Annotated in this window: 25 protein-coding genes; 10 read left to right on the top strand and 15 right to left on the bottom strand. The window is 69.8% G+C overall.

What is annotated here, in order from left to right; translation table 11 throughout:
- Positions 1 to 495 (top strand): enoyl-CoA hydratase-related protein (locus tag VGV06_01505; protein HEV2053830.1); only part of this gene is annotated, 495 nt, incomplete at its 5' end.
- Positions 496 to 498: 3 nt separating this feature from the next.
- A complete protein-coding gene (locus VGV06_01500; protein HEV2053829.1) occupies positions 499 to 1038 on the top strand; it encodes a carboxymuconolactone decarboxylase family protein in 540 nt (179 codons plus the stop codon).
- Here the strand turns inward: VGV06_01500 and VGV06_01495 are convergent, their stop codons facing one another.
- The 7 genes from VGV06_01495 to VGV06_01465 all read right to left on the bottom strand — a co-directional run bounded on the left by VGV06_01495 (position 1039) and on the right by VGV06_01465 (position 8669).
- Positions 1039 to 4404, bottom strand: a complete 3366-nt coding sequence (locus VGV06_01495) for an adenylate/guanylate cyclase domain-containing protein (GenBank protein ID HEV2053828.1) — start codon at positions 4402 to 4404, stop codon at positions 1039 to 1041.
- A 184-nt stretch (positions 4405 to 4588) separates the two neighbouring features.
- On the bottom strand, positions 4589 to 4852 hold the full coding sequence (locus tag VGV06_01490; protein HEV2053827.1) for a hypothetical protein: 264 nt from the start codon (positions 4850 to 4852) through the stop codon (positions 4589 to 4591).
- Between the two features lie 385 nt (positions 4853 to 5237).
- The gene (locus VGV06_01485; protein ID HEV2053826.1) at positions 5238 to 5651 is read right to left on the bottom strand and encodes a VOC family protein; all 414 of its coding nucleotides are present in this window, start codon (positions 5649 to 5651) and stop codon (positions 5238 to 5240) included.
- Positions 5652 to 5674: 23 nt separating this feature from the next.
- Complete coding sequence (locus tag VGV06_01480; GenBank protein ID HEV2053825.1) at positions 5675 to 6154, bottom strand: MaoC family dehydratase; 480 nt, start codon at positions 6152 to 6154, stop codon at positions 5675 to 5677.
- A gap of 21 nt (positions 6155 to 6175) precedes the next feature.
- Positions 6176 to 6511, bottom strand: coding sequence for a hypothetical protein (locus tag VGV06_01475; protein ID HEV2053824.1), 336 nt, complete (start codon positions 6509 to 6511; stop codon positions 6176 to 6178).
- A 16-nt stretch (positions 6512 to 6527) separates the two neighbouring features.
- Positions 6528 to 8180 carry an acyl-CoA synthetase gene (locus VGV06_01470; protein HEV2053823.1) on the bottom strand — a complete coding sequence of 551 codons (1653 nt, stop codon included), beginning with the start codon at positions 8178 to 8180 and terminating at the stop codon, positions 6528 to 6530.
- Positions 8181 to 8669 carry a hypothetical protein gene (locus VGV06_01465; GenBank protein HEV2053822.1) on the bottom strand — a complete coding sequence of 163 codons (489 nt, stop codon included), beginning with the start codon at positions 8667 to 8669 and terminating at the stop codon, positions 8181 to 8183.
- A gap of 233 nt (positions 8670 to 8902) precedes the next feature.
- Between VGV06_01465 and VGV06_01460 the strand changes: the two genes are divergently transcribed.
- From VGV06_01460 to VGV06_01425, 8 genes are all read left to right on the top strand, one after another.
- On the top strand, positions 8903 to 9832 hold the full coding sequence (locus VGV06_01460) for a fumarylacetoacetate hydrolase family protein (GenBank protein HEV2053821.1): 930 nt from the start codon (positions 8903 to 8905) through the stop codon (positions 9830 to 9832).
- Positions 9833 to 9856: 24 nt separating this feature from the next.
- Complete coding sequence (locus VGV06_01455; protein HEV2053820.1) at positions 9857 to 10771, top strand: VOC family protein; 915 nt, start codon at positions 9857 to 9859, stop codon at positions 10769 to 10771.
- Positions 10772 to 11974, top strand: a complete 1203-nt coding sequence (locus VGV06_01450; protein HEV2053819.1) for a 2,3-bisphosphoglycerate-independent phosphoglycerate mutase — start codon at positions 10772 to 10774, stop codon at positions 11972 to 11974.
- A 175-nt stretch (positions 11975 to 12149) separates the two neighbouring features.
- A complete protein-coding gene (locus VGV06_01445) occupies positions 12150 to 12980 on the top strand; it encodes a rhomboid family intramembrane serine protease (protein ID HEV2053818.1) in 831 nt (276 codons plus the stop codon).
- Positions 12981 to 13130: 150 nt separating this feature from the next.
- Positions 13131 to 13475, top strand: coding sequence for a hypothetical protein (locus VGV06_01440; GenBank protein ID HEV2053817.1), 345 nt, complete (start codon positions 13131 to 13133; stop codon positions 13473 to 13475).
- A gap of 20 nt (positions 13476 to 13495) precedes the next feature.
- Positions 13496 to 14875: a bifunctional oligoribonuclease/PAP phosphatase NrnA gene (locus VGV06_01435; protein HEV2053816.1), complete on the top strand. Its 1380-nt coding sequence runs from the start codon at positions 13496 to 13498 to the stop codon at positions 14873 to 14875.
- A gap of 5 nt (positions 14876 to 14880) precedes the next feature.
- Complete coding sequence (locus VGV06_01430; GenBank protein ID HEV2053815.1) at positions 14881 to 15165, top strand: LapA family protein; 285 nt, start codon at positions 14881 to 14883, stop codon at positions 15163 to 15165.
- A 179-nt stretch (positions 15166 to 15344) separates the two neighbouring features.
- A complete protein-coding gene (locus tag VGV06_01425) occupies positions 15345 to 15974 on the top strand; it encodes a class I SAM-dependent methyltransferase (protein HEV2053814.1) in 630 nt (209 codons plus the stop codon).
- A gap of 10 nt (positions 15975 to 15984) precedes the next feature.
- Here the strand turns inward: VGV06_01425 and VGV06_01420 are convergent, their stop codons facing one another.
- From VGV06_01420 to VGV06_01385, 8 genes are all read right to left on the bottom strand, one after another.
- Entirely contained in the window at positions 15985 to 16869 is an 885-nt protein-coding gene (locus tag VGV06_01420) for a phosphate/phosphite/phosphonate ABC transporter substrate-binding protein (protein ID HEV2053813.1), read from the bottom strand.
- Positions 16870 to 16919: 50 nt separating this feature from the next.
- Positions 16920 to 18362 (bottom strand): sigma-54 dependent transcriptional regulator, encoded by a 1443-nt coding sequence (locus tag VGV06_01415; protein ID HEV2053812.1) that lies wholly within the window; start codon positions 18360 to 18362, stop codon positions 16920 to 16922.
- Positions 18363 to 18366: 4 nt separating this feature from the next.
- Positions 18367 to 19833: a DegQ family serine endoprotease gene (locus tag VGV06_01410; protein HEV2053811.1), complete on the bottom strand. Its 1467-nt coding sequence runs from the start codon at positions 19831 to 19833 to the stop codon at positions 18367 to 18369.
- A 38-nt stretch (positions 19834 to 19871) separates the two neighbouring features.
- Positions 19872 to 21275 carry a tRNA lysidine(34) synthetase TilS gene (gene tilS / locus VGV06_01405; GenBank protein ID HEV2053810.1) on the bottom strand — a complete coding sequence of 468 codons (1404 nt, stop codon included), beginning with the start codon at positions 21273 to 21275 and terminating at the stop codon, positions 19872 to 19874.
- Positions 21259 to 21945 (bottom strand): molybdenum cofactor biosynthesis protein MoaE, encoded by a 687-nt coding sequence (locus tag VGV06_01400; protein ID HEV2053809.1) that lies wholly within the window; start codon positions 21943 to 21945, stop codon positions 21259 to 21261. The genes tilS and VGV06_01400 overlap by 17 nt, the downstream gene beginning before the upstream one ends.
- A gap of 16 nt (positions 21946 to 21961) precedes the next feature.
- Positions 21962 to 22288 (bottom strand): iron-sulfur cluster assembly accessory protein, encoded by a 327-nt coding sequence (locus VGV06_01395; protein HEV2053808.1) that lies wholly within the window; start codon positions 22286 to 22288, stop codon positions 21962 to 21964.
- Between the two features lie 79 nt (positions 22289 to 22367).
- Entirely contained in the window at positions 22368 to 23084 is a 717-nt protein-coding gene (locus VGV06_01390; GenBank protein ID HEV2053807.1) for an SDR family oxidoreductase, read from the bottom strand.
- Positions 23081 to 23341, bottom strand: a 261-nt coding sequence (locus VGV06_01385) for a GTP cyclohydrolase I (GenBank protein ID HEV2053806.1), incomplete at its 5' end; no start/stop codon positions are given. The genes VGV06_01385 and VGV06_01390, both read right to left, overlap by 4 nt.

The following is a 23341-nucleotide window of genomic DNA, read 5'->3' as shown; positions in this document are numbered from 1 at the left end:
CCCAAGCCCACCATCGCCATGGTGCGCGGCGCGGCGGCGGGCGCGGGGCTCTCGCTGGCACTGGCCTGCGACCTGCGCGTCGCCAGCGACAATGCCCGGTTCGGCACCGCCTTCGCTCGCGTCGGCTACTCGGGCGATTTCGGTGGGAGCTACTTCCTGACCCAGCTGGTCGGCACCGCCAAGGCGCGCGAGCTCTACTACACCGCCGAGCTGGTGGACGCCAGCCAGGCCCTTGCGCTCGGCATCGTCAACCGCGTCGTGCCCGATGCCAAGCTGGAGCAAGAGACCATGGCGCTGGCGGGGAAGATCGCGAGCGGCCCACGCGTCGCGCTCCGCTACATGAAGCGCAACATGAATGCCGCCGAGTCGGGCTCGCTCAAGGAACAGCTCGACCTCGAGGCGTGGCACCACACCCGCACGGGCATGACCGAGGACCACAAGGAAGCGGCGCGCGCCTTCGTCGAGAAGCGCGAGCCCGTCTTCAAGGGGCGCTGAGCGATGGCCAGGCTCCCCGACATCCTCGGCTCGCTCGACCCGGCCGCGCAGAAGGTGTACGAGCGGATCGCCGCAAAGCGCGGAAAGATCCGCGGCCCCTACGTCCCGCTGATGCATCACCCGGCCCTCGCCGAGCGCGTCGCCGACCTCGGTGAGTACCTGCGCTTCGACGCCACGCTGCCGGGAGATATGCGAGAGCTCGCCATCCTCATCACCGCGCGCCACGTCGCCCAGCTGTTCGAGTGGGTCATGCACGCCCCCGTGGCGAAAAAGGAAGGACTGCCGGACGACGTCATCGAGCGGATCCGAGCGCGCGGCGACCTGGCCTCACTGCCGGCGCGCTACGTGCGGGCCGCGCGGGTGGTGCAGCACGTCCTTCAGCGAGAGTCGGTGCCGTCCCGCCTTCAGGATGAGATCCAGCAGGAGGTCGGGGTAAGCGGCCTCATCGAGCTGGTGGTCCTGGCGGGCTACTACCAGACCATCGCGGCGGTGCTCTTCGCCTTCGACGTCCCGCTCCCCGAGGGCACCCCCCAACCGTTCTAACTACGCGAGACTCTTCAACTCCTGCTCCACCTTTTCCATCCAGGATTGCATGTCCATCTCGCGGTACATTGTCATCGCGGTCGTGAGGTGTTCCCGTGCGTCTTGCGGCTTGCTCGTGCGCCCGTAGAGTTTGCCGAGACCAAACTCGCAGTGTGCAACGAGCGGGCGCATGCCGAGGCTGGTGGCGAGAGCGAGAGCATCCCGATATTGGTCCTGGGCCTCAGTGACCCGGGGAGGCTCGCGCTGCGAGCTGACTTCGCCGAGCAGACGGAGGGCCCACGCCTGCCATCCGCGCGTGCGACACTCCTGGGCGACCGTGAGGGCGCGCCGAGCCTCCTCGTCCGCTGCGTCGGGCCGCCCGGCGAGCAGATAGGCCTCGCCCAGAGCCGTGTCCAAGGACGCCCGTAGGTTTCTGAAGAGCACAGGGAGCCGAGCGATTGCCCGCTCCAGAAGCGGCACGGCCTCGTCGATTCGGCCGACCCGGGCGTAGGCGGAGCCCAGTCGCTGGGCGATCAGGGGGAAGAAGAACGCCAGGTTCCACGTCCCGCAAAGGGCAAGAGCGCGCTCGAGCGGCGGCAGGGCGCGATCGGCGTCACCCTTGGCGAGATGAGGGTCGGCCTGGGCCTGTAGCGCAGCGATGAGGGAGTACGGTAGCCCGACGGACTCCGCGATCCGGAGACCCTCGTCGGCATACGCCGCAGCCTCGGTGAACTCACCCAGCTCCGCCGCGCCGAAGGCCAGGATGTTGCGCGAGAGCACCGCCGGCAGGCCGCTGAGTCCGAAGCGCTCGCGGACGCGGTCCCCCGTGAGGGCATCGACGTTCCAGCGCAGGTGCTCCTTCGCCCCCTGATAGTCACCGGACGTGTAGGCGAGCAGGCCCAGGAAAACGTTCGCCACCACCTGGAGTCCGAAGTCACCACCGGCGCCGCCTATCGAGAGCGCACGGTGCCCTGCCTCGGCTGCACGCTCCGGCTCGCCTAGCCACGTGTAGTACTGGCCGAGATAGGCGGAGACCCAGCCCATCCGGCGCTGATCGTCGAGTGTCGCGGCGAGGGTCTCGGCCTCGCGGAGGTAGTCGACCACGCGCTGGTGCTCGCCCAGCGGCTGCAAGGCCTGGCGAAGCTCGAAGCGCAGGTCGATCGCCTGCTCCACCGTGGCGCGGCCTTCGGGGAGATGCGCGAGGGCGGCGAGCGCCTGCTCGAACGCGGCGGCGGCCTCGCGGCTCGCCGACCGCGCGAGCGCCTTGGCGCCGGCCTGGCGCAGGTACACCACGGCGCGCTCCCACAGCTCGCCCCGCTGGGCATGGTGCGCGAGCCGCTCCACGTGCTCGCTCACGCGGCCGGCGGCGAGCCGCTCGAGGGCCTCGGCGGCCCTGGCGTGGAGATGGCGCCGCCGCTCGTGGAGCAGGGAGCCGTAGGCAACCTGGTACGTGAGGCCGTGCGTGAAGGTGTACTCCACGTCGGGGAAGAGGGCCGCCTCGTACAGGAACTCGGCGGCCTGCAGCCGGGCGAGCGCCGCGCGCAGCATGTCATCGGGCACCGCGGCCACCGCCTGGAGCAGCGTCAAGGGGACGTCCTCACCAACGACGCACGCCACCTGGAGCAGGGCCTTGTCCTCGGGCGGAAGTCGATCGATGCGGGCCGCGAGGATCGCCTGGACCGTCGCCGGCACGTGGATGTTCTCGACCGCTCCGGTTGCGCGATAGGCGCCACGCTCCCCGACGAGGACCTTCGTCTCGATCAGCGTCCGGACGCACTCCTCGAGGAAGAATGGATTGCCTTCCGTGCGCTCGAGCAGGAGCTGTCTGACGGGGTGAAGACCGGCATCCGCGCCCAGGAGGGCGTCGAGCATCTCGCCGGCGGTCTCCACGGGGAGTGGATCGAGCCGGAGCTGCGTGTAGTAGGTCTTGGCCCCCCAGCGGTGCTCGTACTCGCGGCGGTAGTTGACCAGGACCAGGATGCGCGCGGCGGGGAGGCTCTCGACGAGACTGTCGAGCACCGCCTGGCTCTCGCCGTCGACCCAGTGGAGGTCCTCGAACACGACGAGTAGGGGCTGCACCTGGCTCTCGCGCAGCAGGAGCCGCTTGACCGCATCGAGCGTCTCCCGCCTGCGCTGCGTCGGGTCGAGCCCTTGCCAGGCCGGCTCGTTCACCGGCACGTCGAGGAGGCTCAGCACCGCAGGAATCGCCGTCCCGAGAGCCGGATCGAGGGTGAGGAGCTTGCCCGTCACCCGCTCACGGATCGTCCGCGTGTCGTCCTGGCTCTGCACCTGGAAGTAGGCGCGGAGCAGATCGATCACGGGCAGGTAGGCGGTCGCCTTGCCATAGGAGGCCGACGAGCTTTCGAGCACGAGCCAGGTGTGCAGACGGTGGGAGTGCGTAAACTCCCAGAAGAGCCGCGACTTCCCCACGCCCGGCTCGCCGACCACGCCCACGATCTGGCCATGGCCGTGGACCGCCTTCTCGAGCGCGGCCCGGAGCTGTTCCAGCTCGGCGTTCCGGCCCACGAAGCGGGAGAGCCCGCGCTGCGCCGCTGCCTGCAGCCTTGTGCGGGCCACGCCGGTGCCGACGAGCTCGTAGATCTCGATCGGCTCGCTCAGGCCCTTCACGGGGACCGGGCCGAGCGACTTGACCGTCACGTACCCCTCGGCCAGCGCGAGCGTGTCGGCCGTGATCCGAGTGCTTCCCGGCGCCGCCAGCTGCTCCATCCGCGCCCCCAGATGGATTGTCTGGCCCACCGCCGTGTAATCCATGTGGAGGTCGTTCCCGATGGACCGCACCACGACCTGGCCCGAGTTCAGCCCCAGGCGAATCTGGACCTCGATCCCCTGCGAGTGACGGAGCTCCTCCGAGTAGCGCCGCACGGCGTCCTGCATGCGCAGAGCGGCGTAGCAGGCCCGCACGGCGTGATCCTCGTGAGCCACGGGCGCCCCGAACAGCGCCATGATCCCGTCGCCCATGACCTGGTTGACCGTCCCCTCGTAGCGGTGGACGGCCTCCATCATGCGCTCGAGGACGGGATCGAGGAGCTTGCGGGCATCCTCGGGATCCCGGTCGGCGAGGAGCTCCATCGAGCCCTTGAGGTCAGCGAAGAGGACGGTGACCTGCTTGCGCTCGCCCTCGAGCGCGGTCTTGGAGGTGAGAATCTTCTCGGCGAGGTGCTTGGGGGTGTACGTCTCCGGCGACGCGAATCTGGCTTGAGGGGCGTCGCGGGACCCGGCGCTTGGCGCACCGCAGCCGCCGCAGAACTTCTCGCTGCCCTCGTTCACGAAGCCGCAGGACGGGCACGAAAGGGCGAGCGATTCCCCGCACTCGGCGCAGAAACGGCGCCCTTCCCGATTCTCAGCGTGGCAGCGCGGACACAACATGCTGGACCCTCAGCAGCGATCATCGCTCGGAAGGTCGGACAGGTGCCGAGAGCTTATGCTCCCGGCCGGGAGCGGTCAAGGACGATGAGGAAGAGGGTTCGCGCGGGCCGTTTCCCGCTTAGGCTGCCGAACCTGGGTCACCTCCAAGGCCTCGAGGAGCGTGATAGAGTAAGGCATGGCCACATCAAGAGTCCGGTCCCTTGCCGAAGAGATCCGGGCCCTGCCAGAGGACGACCGGCAGGCGCTCGCGCAGGAGGTCCTGCCCGTCCTTCTCAGCACACGGGCCGGTCTCGAGGAATTCGACCGCGCGCTGACGACTTTCTCCGATGAGGAACTCGACGCCCTCATCGAGCGTGCACGAGCCCAGGCCGATGTTCCCGAGATCACTGCTGCGGCTGTTATAGGCGAGGCCGTCCGCGCTGTCCGGGCCCAGAGTCGTTCTTGACACGCAGGTTCTCCTGCGCGGCGCCTTTGCCCGCACCGAGAGCCTGACCAATCGCTGCCCGCGCGCTCCTGGGGCTCCTTCGCCGGCGGGCCGAGTTCGTTCAGCCCACCATCGCCCTTCGCCTCAGCCGGGACCCTGAGGGCACCCCCCAACCGTTCTAGCCTCCCGAGTCAAGAGTTCGCTCGTAATGCAAACGGGCGGCATTGGGCGCCGAGAAGGGTCCAGATGTGAGGCGGCGCCCGAAGGGCCGCACGCGAGGCGTATGACTGTCTCAGCCCTCGCCTCGTGGCTGCGCCCCTCAGCTCGAACGGCCACGAGCGTGCGGCCGAGGGCGCCCCAACAGTCTTTGCTAAATGACGCAGATGGGCCCTTATCGGCGGCCTGGCGGTCAGCAGCAGCCGCCCGCGATCGTCGAGCGCTGGACGAGCTCGACGCGCGTGTCGTCGGGCGCGCGCATGAAGGCGATGCGCGCGCCGTTCGGCACCTGGATGGGACCCTCGAGAAGCTTGGCGCCCAGCGCCTCGAGCCGACGGATGTCGGCCTCGATGTCGGTCGAGTCGAAGCCGAAGTGCTCGAGACCGAAGTGGGCGGAGGCGTCTCCCGGCCGGAGGGTCTCTCCCGTTCGCGGGCCCGAGATATTCACCGCCATGCCGCCGTCGGCGCTCTGGCAGCGCACGAAGCGGTCGCCGAAGACGCGCGTCTCGTCGTTGACGATCTTGAAGTCGAACGCCCCGACGTACCACTCGGCGGTGCGTCGCGGGTCCGACGCCTTGAGATGGATGTGGTTGATGCGGTAGGGCATTGGGTCCTCCTTGGGGGTTCTCCTCAGGGTTTCCTTCGCAGGAGATACCGGTGCTCGCCGTCCATGACCAGCTCCTTGTCCTGGTTGTGGATGGTAACGCGCATCGCCACGACGCCTGTCGTGCGGCCCGGCTCGAGCCGGGTGATGGCGAGCATCGGATACAGCGTGTCGCCCGCGTAGACGGGCTTGAGAAAGCGCGAGGACTGGTCGAGGAACGCCACGAGGGCGTCGCCGACCACGTGCGGGAAGATTCCGGCGCCGGCCGCGCCCTGGGCGGCAACCATGAGCCCGTGGGCCAGCAGGTCGCGGTGGCCGCGCGCGCGGCAGTACGGACGGTCGTAGTGGATCGGGTGGTTGTCGCCCGAAGCCAGCTGGAAGGCCGCGAAGAGCGCGTCCGTCATGGTGCGCGAGGGGATGTAGAAGCGCTCGCCCACGCGGAAGTCGTCGAAGTAGCGCGGTGGGGCGAAGCGGTGCGTCTCGAGCGAGAAGTCCTCATCTGCCATGGAGCGGCTCCTTTGACACCGTCACTGGATCTTGCGGATCTCCACCACGAGATAGCGGTCGGGCAGCTGCCTCACCGTCAGGCGGACACGGTCTCCGCGACGCAGGCCGGCGCCGTCCAGCATTTCCTTCGTCTCGGCGTAGAAGGCCATCCTGCTCATCTCGTCCATGACGCCGGGCGCGGCGTCGTGGCTGACGAGGATCAGGGTGTCGCCCCCACGCCCCTCGAAAACCCCGGTGACCCGGAAGAGGCCCTGCCCGGGGTAGACCTCACGATAGCTGCCCCAGATGCCGGCCGCGAAGCCCGCCAGCAGCAAAACAAAGACGAGCGGGACGGCCCATCGGCGGGAGCGGGCCATACGCCGCCTCGACGGCCTAGACGGCGGCGTCGCGCAGCACGCGGCGGAGGAGCTTGCCCGTGCCGGGGCCGGCCGGACCCGGTGCGCGCGGCACCGAGTCGACGAACACCACCTCGCGCGGCAGCTTGTAGACGGCCAGCGCGTCGCGGCAGGAGTCCACGATCTCCTGTTCAAGTCCTTCCCGTCGCGCGGTTGCCTGCCTCAACGCGACATAGGCGCGAGTGTTCTGCCCACGCACCGGGTCCGGCACGCCGATGACGCAGCAGTCGGCCACGGCTGGGTGCCGGGCGATGACGCCCTCGATCTCCTCGGGCCCGATGCGGTAGCCCGACGACTTGATCAGGTCATCTTCCCTCGAGAGGAAGGTGACGTAGCCCTCCTCGTCCATGGTGACGAAGTCGCCTGCGAAGCACCAGCCCTTGCGAACCGCGCGCCCCTGCTTGTCCGGATCGCGCCAGTAGAGCGTCCCGGTCGGGCCCTTGACGACGAGGAGCCCGACTTCCCCCGGCCGGCAGTCCTTGCCTCCCTCGCTGATGACGCGCAGCTCGTAGCCCGGCACGGCCGGACCTATGGCCCCGGGCTTGACCCGGCGCGTGACCGCGGACGAAATGAAGACGTACATCATCTCGGTCGTGCCGAGCCCCTCGAAGATCTCGAGCCCGAAGGCGTCCTTCCATGCCTGATAGGTCTCGGCGCCGAGGGACTCGCCCCCACCCGTGCAGAGGCGCACCGAGGAGAGGTCGTACCGCGCGCGCGCGTCAGGGACCTGGAGCATCTTGCGATAGGCCGTGGGCAGGATGGAGAGGACGGTGATGCCGTGCTTCCCGATCTGCTCGAACATGGCCTCGGGGGTGAATCGTGGAAGGAGCGACGCGGCGGCGCCGAAACGGAACGGGATGACGGCCTGGGTGGAGTAGCCCGCAGCCACCGACAAGGGCGCGGGCCCGCCGATGACATCGTCCGGGGTGACGCGCCAGCCGTGACGGCCGAAGGTGTCGGGCACGACGAGCGCCTCTTCCATGACGTGCGCGGTGCCCTTGGGCAAGCCCGTGGTACCCGAGGTGAAGAGGAGGACGGAGACCGCCAGCCTGTCGCGCCTGACGGGCTCCACCGGGGGGTGCGCCTGGGCCATCAGGTCCGCGTACGGAATGAAGCCCTTGGCGCGGACTAGGGCGGCATCTCCGCCGATGACGATGACGTGGCGGACCGTTGCGAGCCCAGCCCGCGCCCGCTCCACCTCTTCCAGGAGCGGTTGGGCCACGATGAGGGCTACTGCCTCGGTGTTGGTCGCTACGTGGGCGATCTCGGCGCGCGAGAAGAGCGGCGAGATCGGGACGATGACGGCGCCGAGCTTGATGACAGCGAAGTTGGCGACGAGGGCGGGCGGGATGGACGGGGCGCGCAGCAGCACGCGGTCCTCCTCCCCGATGCCGAGCCCCCGGAGCGCCCCGGCAAAGCGATTCACCTGGGCGGCAAGCGCGGCGTAGGTGATCCGCTGGTCTTCGAAGAGGATCGCGGCGCGGTCGCCGCGCCCCTCGGCGACGTGGCGGTCGAGGAGCTCTTCCGTGGAATTCAGGTGCTGCGGGTAGGCCCGGAGCTCCGGCAGCGTGTAGACGCGCTCCGGCCACGCCTCGCGGGGCGGGAGATACTCCGGTGGAATACGGCCCAACTAGTAGCGGCCGGAGGGATCGTACCCGGGGTCGCCGGGACCCGGGGTCTTGCCCGACACGTTATCAGCCGTCAGCGCCCACGGAGCGCCGCAGCCCTCGAGGAACACGCCGCGGGCCGCGCGGTAACTGCTGCCGAACGTCAGCAGCATGAGCAGGGTCGAGGTCAGGACGCCCGCCGTGCAGATGATGGCCTTGCCGGGGACATAGACCACGTTCATGAAACCGGCCGCAACAGCGTCGCCGACGGTCGGATCCTTGCTGGTCATGGGCTCGAAGGCGGGCATGAGCATCTTTTCCACGGGATCGACAGGCATGCGCTCCTGCCCAGGCTTCTGGCTGGTGAGCGGAGGATCGACTGCGGGCACAGTCTGGGCCTGCTGGGTTTGTCCCATCTTCGGGGCCTGGGCGAAGGCCGCCATGGGAGCCAGCGGACCCGTCACGAACAGGGCGGCCACGAGTGCCGCGGAGATCCAAGGGGAGATCTTCATGGTCGTACCTCCAAGCAACAGGCTCTGGCAAGTAACCGGCTCTTTGCCCCGACGGTCTCGGGAGCTGCTGCCACTACATCGTGAACACTACCTTACAGTCACTGTAGGGACTATATCAAAGAAAAACCAGCCACTTCAAGCCGCCTCCCGGCCCCCCGAAACGGTGCTAGAATGCCGCCCGCGGCACCTCGCCGCCCATCGGAACCCCCCATGGGAATCCAAGGAGGCCCTACATGAAGATCGTCCGGTTCTCTCAGAACGGCCACTCCCCGCGCCTGGGCTGCTTCATGGGCCAGGATCGCGTGGTGGACCTCGAGGCGAGCTGTGCCGCTTGGCTCTCAGCCAAGGGGGTCGTACGCTCGGCAGCCATCGCGGCCGCCCTCTTCCCCCAGAGCACGCGCGGCTTCCTCGAGGGCGGCTCGGCCACCCAGGACATGCTGGGGACCATGGTGGACGCGACCAAGGCGGGCAAGTTCGAGCCCGTCAGCCACGCGGCCAATACCGTTCGGCTGCACGCCCCCATCAACGACCCGGGCAAGTTCATTTGCATTGGGCTCAACTATAGAGATCATGCCGAAGAGTCAGGCAATCCCATTCCCAAGGAGCCCCCAGTCTTCCCGAAGTGGAACAACGCCATTCAAGACCCAGGTGAGCCTATTCTTCGGCCCCGCGGAGAGAAGACCTTTGATTGGGAGGTCGAATTGGGCGTCGTCATCGGCAAGACCGCGCGGTTCGTCCCGAGGGATAAGGCGCTCGACTACATTTACGGCTACACGATCATCAATGACGCAAGTGCGCGCGACTTCCAGTTCCACACGAGCCAATGGGGCCCGGGAAAAATCGGTGACACCTTGGCCCCTGTTGGTCCATATATCGCCGATCGGTCCGAGATCCCTGACCCACATGCCCTCGACCTCAAGTGCTGGGTCAACGGCACGCTGATGCAGCACGGAAACACCAAGAACTTCATTTTCGACCTGGGCCGCATTATTGAATACCTGACGAACATTATGACGCTCTCGCCCGGTGATCTCATTGCGACCGGCACGCCGGCCGGCGTCGGGTTCTCGCGCAAGCCGCCGGTCACGCTCCAGCCCGGCGACGTCTGCAAGCTCGAGATCACAGGGCTCGGCACGCTCGAGAACCCAGTCAAGGACGCGTAGCGGCGTCGTCGCAGGAGGCCCGGCATGGCGGTGAAATCGTTTCTCCACTACGCGCTCGAGGTGCCCGACCAGACGGTCGGCCAGAAGTACTACCAGGATTTCGGCTTGGTAGACGCGACCGGCAACGGCGAGGCAGTGCGGCTCAAGCCCGCGCGGCAGACACGCGAGGCGGTCATGCTCTACGCGGGGCCGCGCAAGCGCCTGCATCATCTCTGCTACGGCGCCACGGGGGAAGATTTCGCGCAGACCCGAACGGCGCTCGCCGCGGCCGGCGTAAAGGAGATCGACCCGCCGCGCGGCGCTCCCGAAGGCGGCATCTGGGTGCGCGACCCGGACGGCAATCTCGTGAATATCCGCGACGAGGCGGCGCCACCGCTGCCCGCCGACCCGCCCCCCGCGCTCAACGGCCCCGGTTACGCGGCTCGCCAGGCGGTCAGAGGAGCGCCGACGCGGGACATGTCGGTCGCCCCGCGCAGGCTGGGCCACGTCCTGCTGTTCAGCCCCGACCTGAATCGCCAGATGGATTTCTACATCCGCGTGCTGGGCATGAAGCTGTCGGACCGTTCGCGGGACATCATCGCCTTCATGCGCTGCGGCACCGACCACCATGCGCTCGCCCTTCTCACCTCCACAGCGCCCGGCTTCCACCACGGCTCCTTCCAGGTCGGCAGCGTCGACGAGATCGGCATGGGGGCGGCGCGGATGATCGAGCGCGGCTGGCAGCCCGGCTGGGGCTTCGGGCGCCACGTCATCGGCTCGAATTTCTTCTACTACATCCGCGACCCGTGGGGCAGCCTCGCCGAGTACTACTACGACCTCGACTACATTCCCGAGGCGTGCGCCTGGGAGCCGCGGGACTGGGCCGACGAGGACGCGCTCTACGCCTGGGGGCCGACGGTGCCGCCCGACTTCGGCGAGAACAAGGAAGCCTCGGCCTAGATGGACCTGGGCCTGCTGCACGACCTGGCCCAACCGAACACCACCAAGATCATCCTCTGCTCCCTTGACGGGCTCGGCGGCCTGCCGCGCCCCGGCACTGGAAAGAGCGAGCTGGAAACGGCCCGCCTGCCAAACCTCCACGCCTTGGCAAAGCGCTCGGCGTGCGGCCTCCTCCGCCACGTGGGGCCCGGCATCACGCCGGGGAGCGGGCCGGGCCATCTCGGCCTCTTCGGCTACGACCCGCTCCAGCACCCGGTGGGCCGCGGCGTCCTCGAGGCCCTCGGCATCGACTTCCATCTCAAGCCGGGCGACGTCGCCGCGCGTGGCAACTTCTGCACGGTGGATGCCCAGGGGCGCATCACTGACCGGCGGGCGGGACGGATCGCGACGGAGCTGTGCGTTGCGCTCTGCGAGAAGCTTCGGAGCGTCACGGTGGACGGCGCGGAGATCGTCATCGAGCCCCTCAATGAGCATCGCTTCGTCCTCGTCCTGCGCGGCGAGGGGCTTTCGGGACGCGTATCGGAGACCGATCCGCAGGCGCTCGGGGCGCCGCCTCTCCGCGCGCGGGCGCTCGAGCCTTCGGCCGAGCGCGCGGCCGCTGCCGTCAACCAGTTCGTCGAGCGCGCGCGGCCGCTCCTCCGGGACGCGGCGCCGGCCAATATGGTCCTCTTGCGCGGGTTCGACAAGCAGCCGGACATCCCGCTCTTTCCCGGCACCTTCCGCCTGCGAGCGGCGGCCGTCGCCGCCTACCCGATGTACCGCGGCCTCGCGCGCCTCGTCGGCATGGACGTGCTCGACACGGGCCCGACTTTCGCCGACGAGATCGCCACGCTCAAGCGGCACTGGAACAACTTCGATTTCTTCTTCCTCCACTACAAGGACACGGACAAGGCGGGCGAAGACGGCGACTTCGATGCCAAGGTCGCAGCGCTCGAGCGCTTCGACGCGCGGCTGCCCGACGTGCAGGCACTCGGGCCCGACGTGCTGGCCGTCTCCGGTGACCACTCGACGCCGTCCATCCTCGCGGCGCACGGCTGGCAGCCCGTGCCCGCCTTGGTGTCGAGCGCCTACTGTGGCGCCGATCATGTCAGCCGCTTCACCGAGCGCGACTGCGCCGGCGGAGCCCTCGGGATCCTGCCGGCCCAGGACCTCATGCCACTCCTGATGGCCAACGGCCTCCGCCTCGCGAAGTACGGCGCCTAGCCGGATGCCAGCGCCTCGTGAGACCTAAGTTCACCTTGCAGGGCGTCGAGAAGGACCCAGATGCGAGGCGGCGCCCGAAGGCTGCGGGCGAGGCGTACCCCTGGTACGTTGAGCCCGCGGCCGAGGGCGCCAACGAAACAGATGGGCCCTTATCGGCGGCCTGCGCGGCCTGCTAGTGTTCCGCCAGAGATCGGGCTCGAGCCTCTGCTACGCCTGCGGCAAGTTGAACCGGGTGGACGCCTCCGTCTGCTTCTACTGCGGCCGGCGGAACCCGGGACTCTGGGGCTTCGGGCCCGCGATCGGCCGCCTCATCGGCGGGCTCGACTTCGCCGCCCTGGTGACGGTGGTAGCCATCACCGCCTACATCGCCTCTCTCGCCCTCGATCCCCGCGCGGCGCTCGCTCCGCGCGGGGTCTTCGACCTGCTCGCGCCCGGCGGCCGCGCCCTCATTGCCCTCGGCATGGCGGGGGCTGTGCCCTGGCAGGCGGGCCACTGGTGGACCGTCTTGACCGCGATCTATCTTCACGGCAGCCTGCTGCACATCCTCTTCAACCTGCTCTGGATCCGCCAGCTCCTCCCGGACGTCGAAGAGGTGTACGGACAGGCTCGGACGGTCGTGATGTTCACGCTGAGCGGCGCCGCGGGCTTCCTGCTCTCGAACGCGGCGGGAAATCCATTCACGCTCGGCGCCTCGGGCGCCGTCTTCGGTGTCCTGGGCGCGATGGTGTGGTACGGGAGGCGCCGCGGCGGCCTCTTCGGGGCCGCCGTCCTCCGGCAGTACGGCAGCTGGGCGCTCATCCTCTTCGTCGTCGGGCTACTCCCCGGAATGCGAGTCGACAACTGGGGACACGCCGGCGGCTTCCTGGGCGGGGTGCTCGTGGCGCTCCTGCTGGGCGCGGGCGACCAACATCCCGAGCGCGGGGTCCATCGGGTGTTGGCCGCGGCCTGCCTCGCGCTCACGGCCGCCGCCTTCGCGCTCCAGCTCTGGACGGCCTTCGCCCCTTGAGGTCCCGCCCGTCCCGCAGGCCAAGCTGCTTGCCCCCGGCTAGCCAATGACGTACTGGTGCCAATGAGGTACAGTTGCCCATGAGGTAGAGGTGCCCATGAGGTAGAGGTCAAGGTGCTGATACATCCACGCCGTTACACGGGAGGACCCATGGCCGAGCGATCCAAGCGCCGTCCCGCGCGGAGCGCCGCGCAGACCCGACTCAAGCAACTCGAGACGCGGCTCGCGCATCTCGAGAGCCAGCTCAAGACGCTCCGCGCGGAGGCCTCCGGCAGCGTGGGCGCCGCGCGCGCGAAGCTCGAGAGCCTCGAGCGCCGCGCCGCGGACCAGATCACCCGAGCGCAGACCACCCTCAAGGAGTCCCTGGATTTGATCGCCCGCACCCTGGCTGCCTCGAAGGATACCGTAGGACTTAAAGCCGGCCGCTTGACGCGCGCGGTCCGCGCCGGCGTGCGGGCGGGCACCCGCGCGTACCGCCGCCGGGCGCGCCGCTAGAAGCCTCCCGAGGGTTCTCCATGCGTCCCGTGCTGGTCCTGCCGGAAGACCTCGTCCTCCACCTCGAGGGCCACATCGCCCTGGGCGGCGAGCCGCCGCTCTACCTCGTGTCACGCCCCGCGCTTCGCGCCCGTCTCGCGCGGCGGAAGGCGCGGGCCATCACGGGCGATCCCGAAGACCCCGAGGCGTATCGCCGCGCGCTCGGCCGCGGCCGCGGGCCTCTCGTCGTGGCGGCGCCGGCCGGCCGCACGCCGCGGGTCGCCGCGGCGGTGCGCGCGGCGCTCCCCGACGCGGCCGTGCTCGTCGTGGGCGACGATCGGCTCCACGTCCCCGGCGCCATCACGGTGCCGTGGAGCGCCTTCGCCGAGCGCGTGCTCCAGCCGGAGCTCGAGCGCGCCCAGGAGCGGACGCGCGTCGAGAAGATCCGCGCCCACTTCGACGGCGCCTCGCGCATCCTCATCCTGATGCAGGACGATCCCGACCCCGACGCCATCGCCTCGGCCCTGGCGCTCAGAACCTTGCTCGGCCGCAACCGCACGGGAGCGCCCATCTGCACCTTCGGCACCATCACCCGGCCCGAGAACATCGCCATGTGCGAGATCCTCGACATCGATGTCGAGCCGATCACGACGCGCGAGATGCACGGCTTCGACCGGGTCGCCATGGTGGACGTCCAGCCCTCCTTCCTCGAGGAGCGCTTCGTCGAGGTCGACCTCGTCATCGACCACCACCCGGTCGAGGAGCCGGTGCGCGCGCGGATCCGCGATGTGCGGCCGTCGTACGGCGCCACGTCGACCATCCTCGTCGAGTACCTGCGGGCCGCGGACGTCAAGATCACGCAGCGCCTCGCGACGGCGCTGCTCTACGGCATCAAGGCCGACACGCTCGGGCTCGAGCGGGGCGGCACGCGCGCCGACCTCGACGCGTTCGCGTTCCTCTACCTCCTCGCCAACCACAACGCGCTGCGCCGCATCGAGCGCCCCGCCCTCGGCGAGGCCGCGCTCGACGCCCTGGCGGCCGGGCTCGCCAAGCGCAAGATCGTCAAGGGCGTGTTCTTCTCCCACCTTGGCCCCGTCGCCACCGCGGACCTGATTCCGCAGTTCGCCGACTTCGGACTCCAAGCCGAGGGCGTCGAATGGTCGGTGGTCTCGGGTGTGGTCGGTGACGACATCCACGTCTCGGTGCGCAGCGTCGGCTACGTCAGGAGCGCGGGTGACGTGACGCGCGCGGCCTTCGGCGACCTGGGCTCGGCGGGCGGCCACCGGACCATGGCCAAAGCCGTCCTGCCCGCCGACGCGCTGCTCGCGTCCGGCCAGGAGCCGACGAAGGGCGCCGGCTGCCAGGCCCGCATCGTGGAGCGCTTCCTCCGGGCCCTCGGCGCCAACGGCGGAAGGAGCTGAGCGCGATGACACTCGCCTACTTCCTGATGGCCCTCGTAGGGGCGGCCTGCGCGGTCTTCGCGCTGCAAAACATGGACCCGGTCGTGATCCGATTCATCGCCTGGCGCGCGGAGGGCATACCCCTGGCCCTCGTCATCCTGTTGTCCGTGCTAGGCGGCCTCATCTTCGCCTCCTGCGCGGGCCTCCTGCGCCACTGGAAGCTGCGCTCGCGCATCCGCCAACTCGAAGCTCAGCTGGCGGCAGAGGAGCGCCCCGGCGCGCCCAACCCGCCGGCGAGAAGTCTCGAGTGAGCTCCGAGACGAGCCCGCGGCGGCCTTTTTTCCCTCTCCGGTCCGGCCGTCAATCGAACGACGTTTCTCCTTTAGGATCAAGAGGTCAGAAAGCGCTTGGCAACCGTGGGCGCGGTGTGTTAGAAGTGCGGAGGCTGGCTTCTGGCTTACCGGCAGAACCCCGCAGGAGGCGATTTTCTGTGGACGCGGCGTTGGAGAAACGGCAGGTCAAGCGGGCCTACAAGATCTACGCCCCCGCCTACGACTTCGTGTTCGACTGGATCTTCCACCCCGGTCGGGAGCAGGCCATCAGGCTCCTGGACATCAAGGGCGGCGAGCAGATCCTCGAGGTCGGCATCGGCACGGGCCTGAACCTGCCACTGTACCCCGCCAACTGCCGCATCACGGGCATCGATCTGTCGGAGGAGATGCTCGAGAAGGCGCAGGACAAGGTCGTGGAACTCGCGCTCAACAACATCACGCTCAAGGCGATGGACGCCACGGTCATGGACTTCGGCGACAGTGAGTTCGACGCGGCGGTGGCGACCTATACGATCAGCGCCGTGCCGGACCCCGTCGCGGTGCTGCGGGAGATGCGCCGGGTGGTCAAGCCGGGCGGCAACATCGTGCTCCTGAACCACTTCCGCAGCGAGCGCCGCGTGGTCGGGCGCCTCGAGGACCTGATCTCGCCCGTGTGCACGCGGCTGGGCTGGAAATCGAATCTTCCGCTCGAGCCGCTCCTCGAGCAGGTCGGCCTCATCCCGGACCTCTCCGCCAAGGTGAATCTCTTCAACGGCTGGCGCCTGATCAAGTGCCTCAACCGCAAGTAGCCCGCCCGCTTCAGCGATTCGGCCGGTAGTCCAGCAGCTCCAGAGCGTCCCTGACGGGATCGTAGTCCGCGTCCCGCGCCTCCACGAAGCCGTCGATGTCGTAGATCCCCTTGAGCTCCACCGCGTGCTCGGGCCGCTTCATGCCGAGGAGCGCCCGCTTGAGCGCTTGGATCGCGGCCGCGGGCAGCCCCGGGCGGGCGCAGATGCCCGCCTCCGGAATCTCCGGCGTCTCGCCGACGGCGACGAGCTGCGCTACGAGCGCTGGATCCTTCAGGTGGATCTGGGGCGCCCTGTCAAACGTGGCGGCTGCGTCCACCCGGCCCTGGAGCAGCGTCCGCAGCGCCGCCTCGTGCGTGCCCGCGAAGAGGGCCTCTTTGAAGAACGTCTTCGGGTCGCGATCTCGGACCAGCCCGCGCTTGATCAGCAGCACCATCGGATAGATGTAACCCGAACTCGACGCCGGGTCCACGAAGGCGATTGTGCGGCCGCGCAGCTCCTCGACGCGCTTGATCCCGCTCGACTCGCGGACGTAGAAGCGCGCGGTGTAAGCGGTCTTGCCCTCCCAGACGTCGCGCACGAGGATCTCGCAGCCGGCCTCGCGCCGCGCCAGGACGTAGCCGACCGGGTGGACGAAGGCCAGGTCCACGCGCCGGCTTCTGAGCGCCTCCACGACGCCCGCGTAGTCCGAGGCGACCTGCGCCCGCACCGGCACACCCGATAGTCGCGCGACCGCCGCCACGAAGGCGTCCGCGGCCTCCTGGAGCGCCGTTGGATCGCGCGAGGGCGTGAAAGCCATGATCAGCGGCTTCTCGGGCATCCCGCGCTGGCCCCAGGCGGTCCCGGGCGCTCCGAAGCCCCAGGGAGCTCCGAAGCCCCAGGGAGCTCCGAAGCCGATGATGGCGACGAATGCCGCCAGGAGCGCGGCGGGGCGGCGAAGACCGGGGCTCAGGGACGGCCCTCGCCCGCCGCGGGCGGCAGGGCGCGAGAGCTGTCCTCGGGGCGGACACCCCAGGCCGCCAATCGGGCGAGGAGGGTGTTGCGGTGCACGCCGAGGAGCCGCGCGGCGCGGCTTCGGTTCCCGTTCTCGCGCTCGAGCGCGCGCAGCACGTAGGCCTGCTCGAAGCGATCGCGGGCCTCGTGGAGCGGCAGCGACGTCTGCCCCCCGTCGCCGCCCGTCCGCTGGTTGATCTCGCGGATCGCGAGGTCCACGGGCAGGTCGTCGAGGCGGACGACCGGGCCCGTCGCCAGCGCGACGCTGCGCTCGACGATGTTCTCGAGCTCGCGCACGTTCCCGGGCCAGTCGTAGGCGTGGAGCGCCGGCAGGGCCCCGCGGGAGATGCCGCGAACGTCCTTCTTGAACTCCCGCGAATACTTCCGGAGGAAGTGCTCGACGAGGATCGGGATGTCGTCCTTGCGGGCGCGAAGCGGGGGAATCGCGATCGGCACCACGTTGAGCCGGTAGAAGAGATCCTCGCGGAAGGCCCGGGCGCGCACCGCCGCCTTGAGGTCCACGTTGGTGGCGGCGATGATCCGCACGTCCACCGGGATGGGGCGCCCTCCACCCAGCCGCTCGATCTCCCGCTCCTGCAGCGCACGCAGGAGCTTGGCCTGCAGATCCACGCGGAGCGTGCCGACCTCGTCCAGGAAGAGCGTGCCGCCGTGGGCCAGCTCGAACTTGCCCATCTTCCGGGCGTGGGCGCCCGTGAAGGCGCCCTTCTCGTGGCCGAAGAGCTCGGACTCGAGCAGCGTGTCGGGAATGGCCGCCAGGTTGACGGCCACGAGAGGCTGGGCGCGCCGCGGTCCCTGCCGATGGATGGCGCGGGCCACGAGCTCCTTGCCGGTGCCGGTCTCGGCCGCGATCAGGACGGTCGCCGGTGTCTGCGCCACCTGAGCGATGAGCTCGTAGAGCCTGACCATGGACGGGTGGCGCCCGACCAGGGCGTCGAAACCTTGGGCGCGGTCGAGCTCGGCCCGGAGGCAGTGCACCTCACGCTCGAGCGCCCGCCGCTCCGCGGCCTGCCGCACGAGGGCCAGGATCTCGTCCACGTCGAACGGCTTGGTGACGTAGTCGTAGGCGCCGCCCTTGATTGCCTCGACGGCCGTGCGCACGTCCTTGACCGCCGTGACGATGATCACGGCGAGACGGTCGTCGAGAGCCAGGATCTGGGGGAGGAAGGTCGGGCCGGGAGGCCCGGGCATCCGGACGTCTAGCAGCACGACGTCGACGCGGCGGGAGCGCAGGACCTCGAGCCCCTTGGCGCCCTCGTCGGCCTCGAGGACCTCGAACTCGCCATCGAGAATGACGCGGAAGGACTCGCGCACTCCCTGCTCGTCGTCAATGACGAGCGCCACGGGCCTGGGACGGGATGGCTCGGAATCGGCGCTCATGGCCTCAGGGCTTGTCCGGGACCTTGAGGACGACGTACTCGCGGCCGGCCCCGCTCCGCGCGATCTGCACGGGCACGGCCTCGCCCGGCTTGAGCGCGGCCACCGCCTTCTTGAACTCCTCGACGCTGTCGACCCGGCGGCGGTTGACCTCGAGGACGAGGTCGCCCTCCTTGATGCCGGCCGCCGCCGCCGCGCTGTCAGGCGCCACGTCGGTGACCACGACGCCGGAGCGCCCGCGCAGCCCGTACGCCTGCGCCGCGTCCTCGCCGAGCTCCTCGATCGTCACCCCGAGACCTTCGCCCTTCGATCCGGCCGCCACCACGGTCTCCTCACCCGGCTGCTCCCCGATCTTGACCGTGAGATTGGAGGTCTTGCCGTCGCGCAGCACCGTGAGAGCGACGGAGCGCCCGGGCGGGATGGCGGCCACGCGCTTCTGGAGGTCGGTCACCTCCTTAATCGGAGCGCCGCCCAGCTCGACGATGATGTCGCCCGGCTTCATGCCGGCGGCCTCGGTCGGGCCGTCCTTCAGCACGTCCGCCACCAGCACTCCGCCCTTGCTGGGGACCCCGAAGCCGGCAGCGAGGTCGTCCGTCAGGTCCTGGATGGAGATGCCGAGCCAGCCGCGAACAACGCGGCCCTTCGCGATCAGCTGGGTCATGACCTCGCGGGCCATGTTGATGGGAATGGCGAAGCCGATGCCCTGCCCCGAGGACACGATGGCGGTGTTGATGCCGATCACGCGCCCGTCGAGGTTGAGCAGCGGCCCGCCCGAGTTGCCGGGGTTGATGGAGGCGTCGGTCTGGATGAACGCCTCGTAGGTCGCCACGCCGACCCGCGTGCGTCCGGTCGCGGAGATGATGCCGACCGTGACGGTCCGGTCGAGACCGAACGGGTTGCCGATGGCGATGGCCCACTGGCCGATACGGAGCTTGTCGGAGTCGCCGAGCTCCGCCGACGGCAGCGCGCCCGCACCCGGGTCGATCTTGACGACCGCGAGATCGGTCTTCGGGTCTCGCCCCACGAGGGTCGCGACAAACTTGCGGTCGTCGGACAGCCGCACCTCGATCTCGGCCGCGCTCTCCACGACGTGGGCGTTGGTCAGGATGTAGCCGCGAGCGTCCACGATGACGCCTGAGCCCGCGGAGCGCGCCTCCTCGCGCGGCGCGCGGCGCTTGAAGAAGCGGTCGTAGAACTCGGGGCCGAAGAAATCGCGGTAGCGCTGCTCGCCTTCGGGAGGCTGGCCGCCCTCGCCGGGGGGCGCCTTCTTGGGCTTGACGCTCACATTGACCACGGACGGCGTCACCCGATCGGCGACGGAGGCGAAGGCGTCTTCCAGCGCGTGGAGAATGGTATTGCTGTCGGGCCACGTGGCGACGGCAGGCCCGGACTGAGCTGCGGCCGGCTGCGGGACGAGCCAGAGCGCAGCCAACAGCATCCCCGTGGTCAGCAAGCGCTCCCGCATCATTGCCATGTCCCCTCCTGGCCCATGCTCCCTCCTGGCGCGCCATCTTACTCTCCCGCCTCTTGCCTCGCCAGAGGAGATCGAAGCGTCACCTCGAGGATACGCCGCGTCCCCGGCCCGACCGGGGCGGCCTGCCCGCGCCGGAGCCCAGCGACCCAGATGATGTCGCCTCCCGCCTCGACGAGGGGCACCCGGTCGCGCTCCCAGCGGGGCACGCCCGCGTCGATCAGGAAGGACTTGAGCCGCCGCTCGGCAGGGCCGCCGAACGGCGCAAAGCGGTCCCCGCGCCGCCTGCCGCGCACGTGGAGCCGGCCCGGGAGGAGATCGGCGTCGAAGGCCGCGCGCGCGGCTTCGCGCGGGGCGGCATAGCCTGGGGCCCGCTCGAAGCAGCGGGCGTCCAGCACCAGGCCGACCTCGGGAAGCGGGAGCTCACCCGGCACCGGAAACTCGTGGGCCGCAAGCGCCGGGAGTCTCCCCTGCCCCACGCGCAGCCACCGGCCGCTCCGCTCGACGGTCACGCCTCCCGAGCGCAGGGCGCCCCGCCGCGCCCCGGGCACGAGCAGCCCGCGAAGGGCCTTCTGAGCGTGGCCGCGCAGGGCGCCCGAGTGCCCGAGATCGCGCGCGGCCTGCCGCACCATCTCGGCCGCCGCCTCGCCTGGCAGCCCCGCCAGGTCGGCGACGCTCAACACCCAACCTGCCGCGCCCCGCCGCCCGAGCCGCGGCAGCTCCCGCGCGGCGACGCGCTCGAGGTCGTCGACCATGGCGCGCACGAGAGCGGCCGAGCGCGCCAGGTGCTGAACGATCCCGGGCTCGACACCCTCGGCCAGGAAGGGCAGCACATCGTGGCGGATGCGGTTGCGCAGGAAGCGCGGGTCGCTGTTGCTCGCGTCCTCGACCCATGCGAGCCCTCGCGCGCGCAGGTGCGTCTCGATGTCTGCCCGGCGCGCGCCGAGGAGCGGCCGAATGAAGATCCCGCGCACGGGGGCGATCCCCGCGAGCCCTCGCGGGCCGGCGCCCTCGAGGAGACGCATGAGGACCGTCTCGGCCTGGTCGTCGGCCGTGTGGGCCGTCGCGACGCGCTGCGCGCCCACGCGGCGTGCAACTTCGCGGAAGGCGCCGTAGCGGGCGCGGCGCGCCTCCGCCTCGAGGCCTTCCCAGGGCGGCTCCCGCCTTATCGCGACGCGCTCGAGGTGGAACGGGATGCCGAGCCGGGCGCAGAGGCCGCCTGCGAACCCGGCGTCGGCGTCGGCCGCGGGCCGGAGACCGTGGTGGACGTGGACGACGTGGAGCGTGAGGCGGAGCTCTGGCGCGAGGGCGCCGAGCACGTCGAGGAGAGCGACGGAGTCGGCGCCGCCCGACACGGCGACCAAGACAGCTTCGCCGCCCCGGAGCATCCCGGAGCGGCGAATGGAGTCGAGGGCGAGCGCGCGGAGCTCAGTGCCTGTGGTCACATTCGCCTTGGAGACCGACCCAGACTTCTCCGTCCTCGAAGTACTCCTTCTTCCAGACGGGCACCGTCTCCTTGAGCGTGTCGATGGCGAAGCGGCAGGCGTCAAAGGCCTCGCCCCGGTGCGGCGAGGAGACCGCGATCATGACGCTCGACTCGCCGATCTCGAGCCTCCCGATCCTGTGCACGAGCGCCAGGGCGCGCACGCCTGGCCAGCGCGCGCGGACGGCCGACGCGATCTCCCGCATCTTGGCCGCGGCCATGGGCGCGTGCGCCTCGTACTCGAGGTACTTCACGCGCCGCCCGCCCGTCTCCTCGCGCACGACGCCCGAGAAGAGCACGAGGCCGCCAGCGAAGGGATCGCCGACGGCGGCCATGATCCGCTCCTCGGAGAGCGGCTCGGCGGTGACCTCGACCAGGTCTTCGCTCGCGCCGCCGCTCACGGGCGGGAAGAAGCAGAGCTCGTCGCCCGCGCGCAGGGGATGGGTCGGCGGAACGTAGTCGGTGCCGAGGGCGAACAACGTGAAAGGGCGGTACGGCTGAAGGACCGGGAAGCGGCTCGCCACCGCCTCCCATGCCGACTCGACCGTACCGCCCTCGGGAAGGTCCAACTCGACGTGGTCGCGGCCGGCCGCCTCGCGATAGCGGGCGAAGAACCGGACGGCGACCTTCATGACGTGCGTGAAGCGCTTAGAACTGGTGAGACGATCCGCAGCCGCAGGACGACTTCACGTTGGGGTTCTTGATGGCGAAGCCGGCCCCCAGCATGTTGTTGTCCACGTAGTCGACCTCGCTGCCCTGGAGGTACGGCACGCTCTTGCTGTCCACGAGAACCTTGACGCCGTGCGACTCCGTGACGTCGTCGTCGGCGCCTACCGCGTCGTCCCAGCCGAGCTCGTAGGACATGCCGGAGCAGCCGCCGCCGACCACGCGGATCCTGAGGCCCCACTCCGGCTTACCCTCTTCGAGCTTCAGGTCCGAGATCTTCTTCGCAGCCGTTTCGGTCAGCGAGATCATGAATCCCTCCTTGGGTTCGGTGTCGGATAGTACGCGACTGCGCCCTTAGTATAGCAGAGCCGCGCGGCCGTAAAGCGGCTCAGAGGACCCCTCCCTGGGGCAGGAGGGTCAGCTCCTCGAGGGTCGCCTCCGGCGGCAGGGCCGCCATGAGAAGGGCCGCCTCGGCGATCAGCGCAGGTTTCAGCATGAGCGCCCGGTCAGGCGGCTGGGGCACGGCATCCCAGAGCGCCGTGTCCGTCGCCCCTGCCGACAGCACGCCCACGCGCACCCCGTGAGGCCGCATCTCCTCGGCCAGCACCCGCGAGAAGCCCAGGAGGCCGTACTTGGCGGCCGTGTAGGCGCCGCTGCCCGGAAGAGTCCGACTGGTAACGACGGAGCCGATGTTAATGATGGTGCCCCGCCCCTGCGCCGTCATGGCGGGCAGCACGGCGCGGCAGCAGAGAAAGGCGCCGCGCAGGTTGACCGCGATCAGCTGGTCCCAGTCCTCGGTCTTGGCATCGGCCACCGGCCCGAAGGCCGCGAGCCCTGCCGCCGTCACGAGGCAGTCGAGGCGCCCGCCCTCGGCGAGGGCGCGGGTCACGAGCGCCGCCACCGCGGGTTCTTGCCTGACGTCCGTCGGGACCACCAGGGCCCGCCCACCTGCTGCCTCGATCTCACGCTGAATGGACGCGAGCTCGCGCGTCGACCGCGCGGCCAGGACCACGAAGGCGCCTTCGCGCGCGAATGCGGTGGCGACGGCCCGGCCGATGCCCCGCCCCGCCCCGGTGACGACGGCGACCTGGCCCGCCAGCCTCACAGGACGAGGCCGCCCCGCGACCTGATCAGCTCCATGAACTCGGCGCGGGTCTCCGGGCGGTCCCGGAACTGCCCGAGCATGGCGGAGGTCACGGCCTTGGAATTCTGCTTCTCGACGCCGCGCATGAGCATGCACATGTGGAGGGCCTCGATGACCACGGCGACTCCGCGCGGCTGGAGGACCTCCTGGAGCGTCTGGGCGATCTGGGTGGTCAGCCGCTCCTGGATCTGCAGCCGCCGCGCGAACATGTCGACGAG

The sequence above is a fragment of the Candidatus Methylomirabilota bacterium genome, assembly GCA_035936835.1.
Taxonomy (GTDB): Bacteria; Methylomirabilota; Methylomirabilia; order Rokubacteriales; family CSP1-6; genus AR37.
The sequence above is the reverse complement of the archived record's forward strand: the minus strand, read 5'-3'. Positions and strand labels throughout refer to the sequence as shown.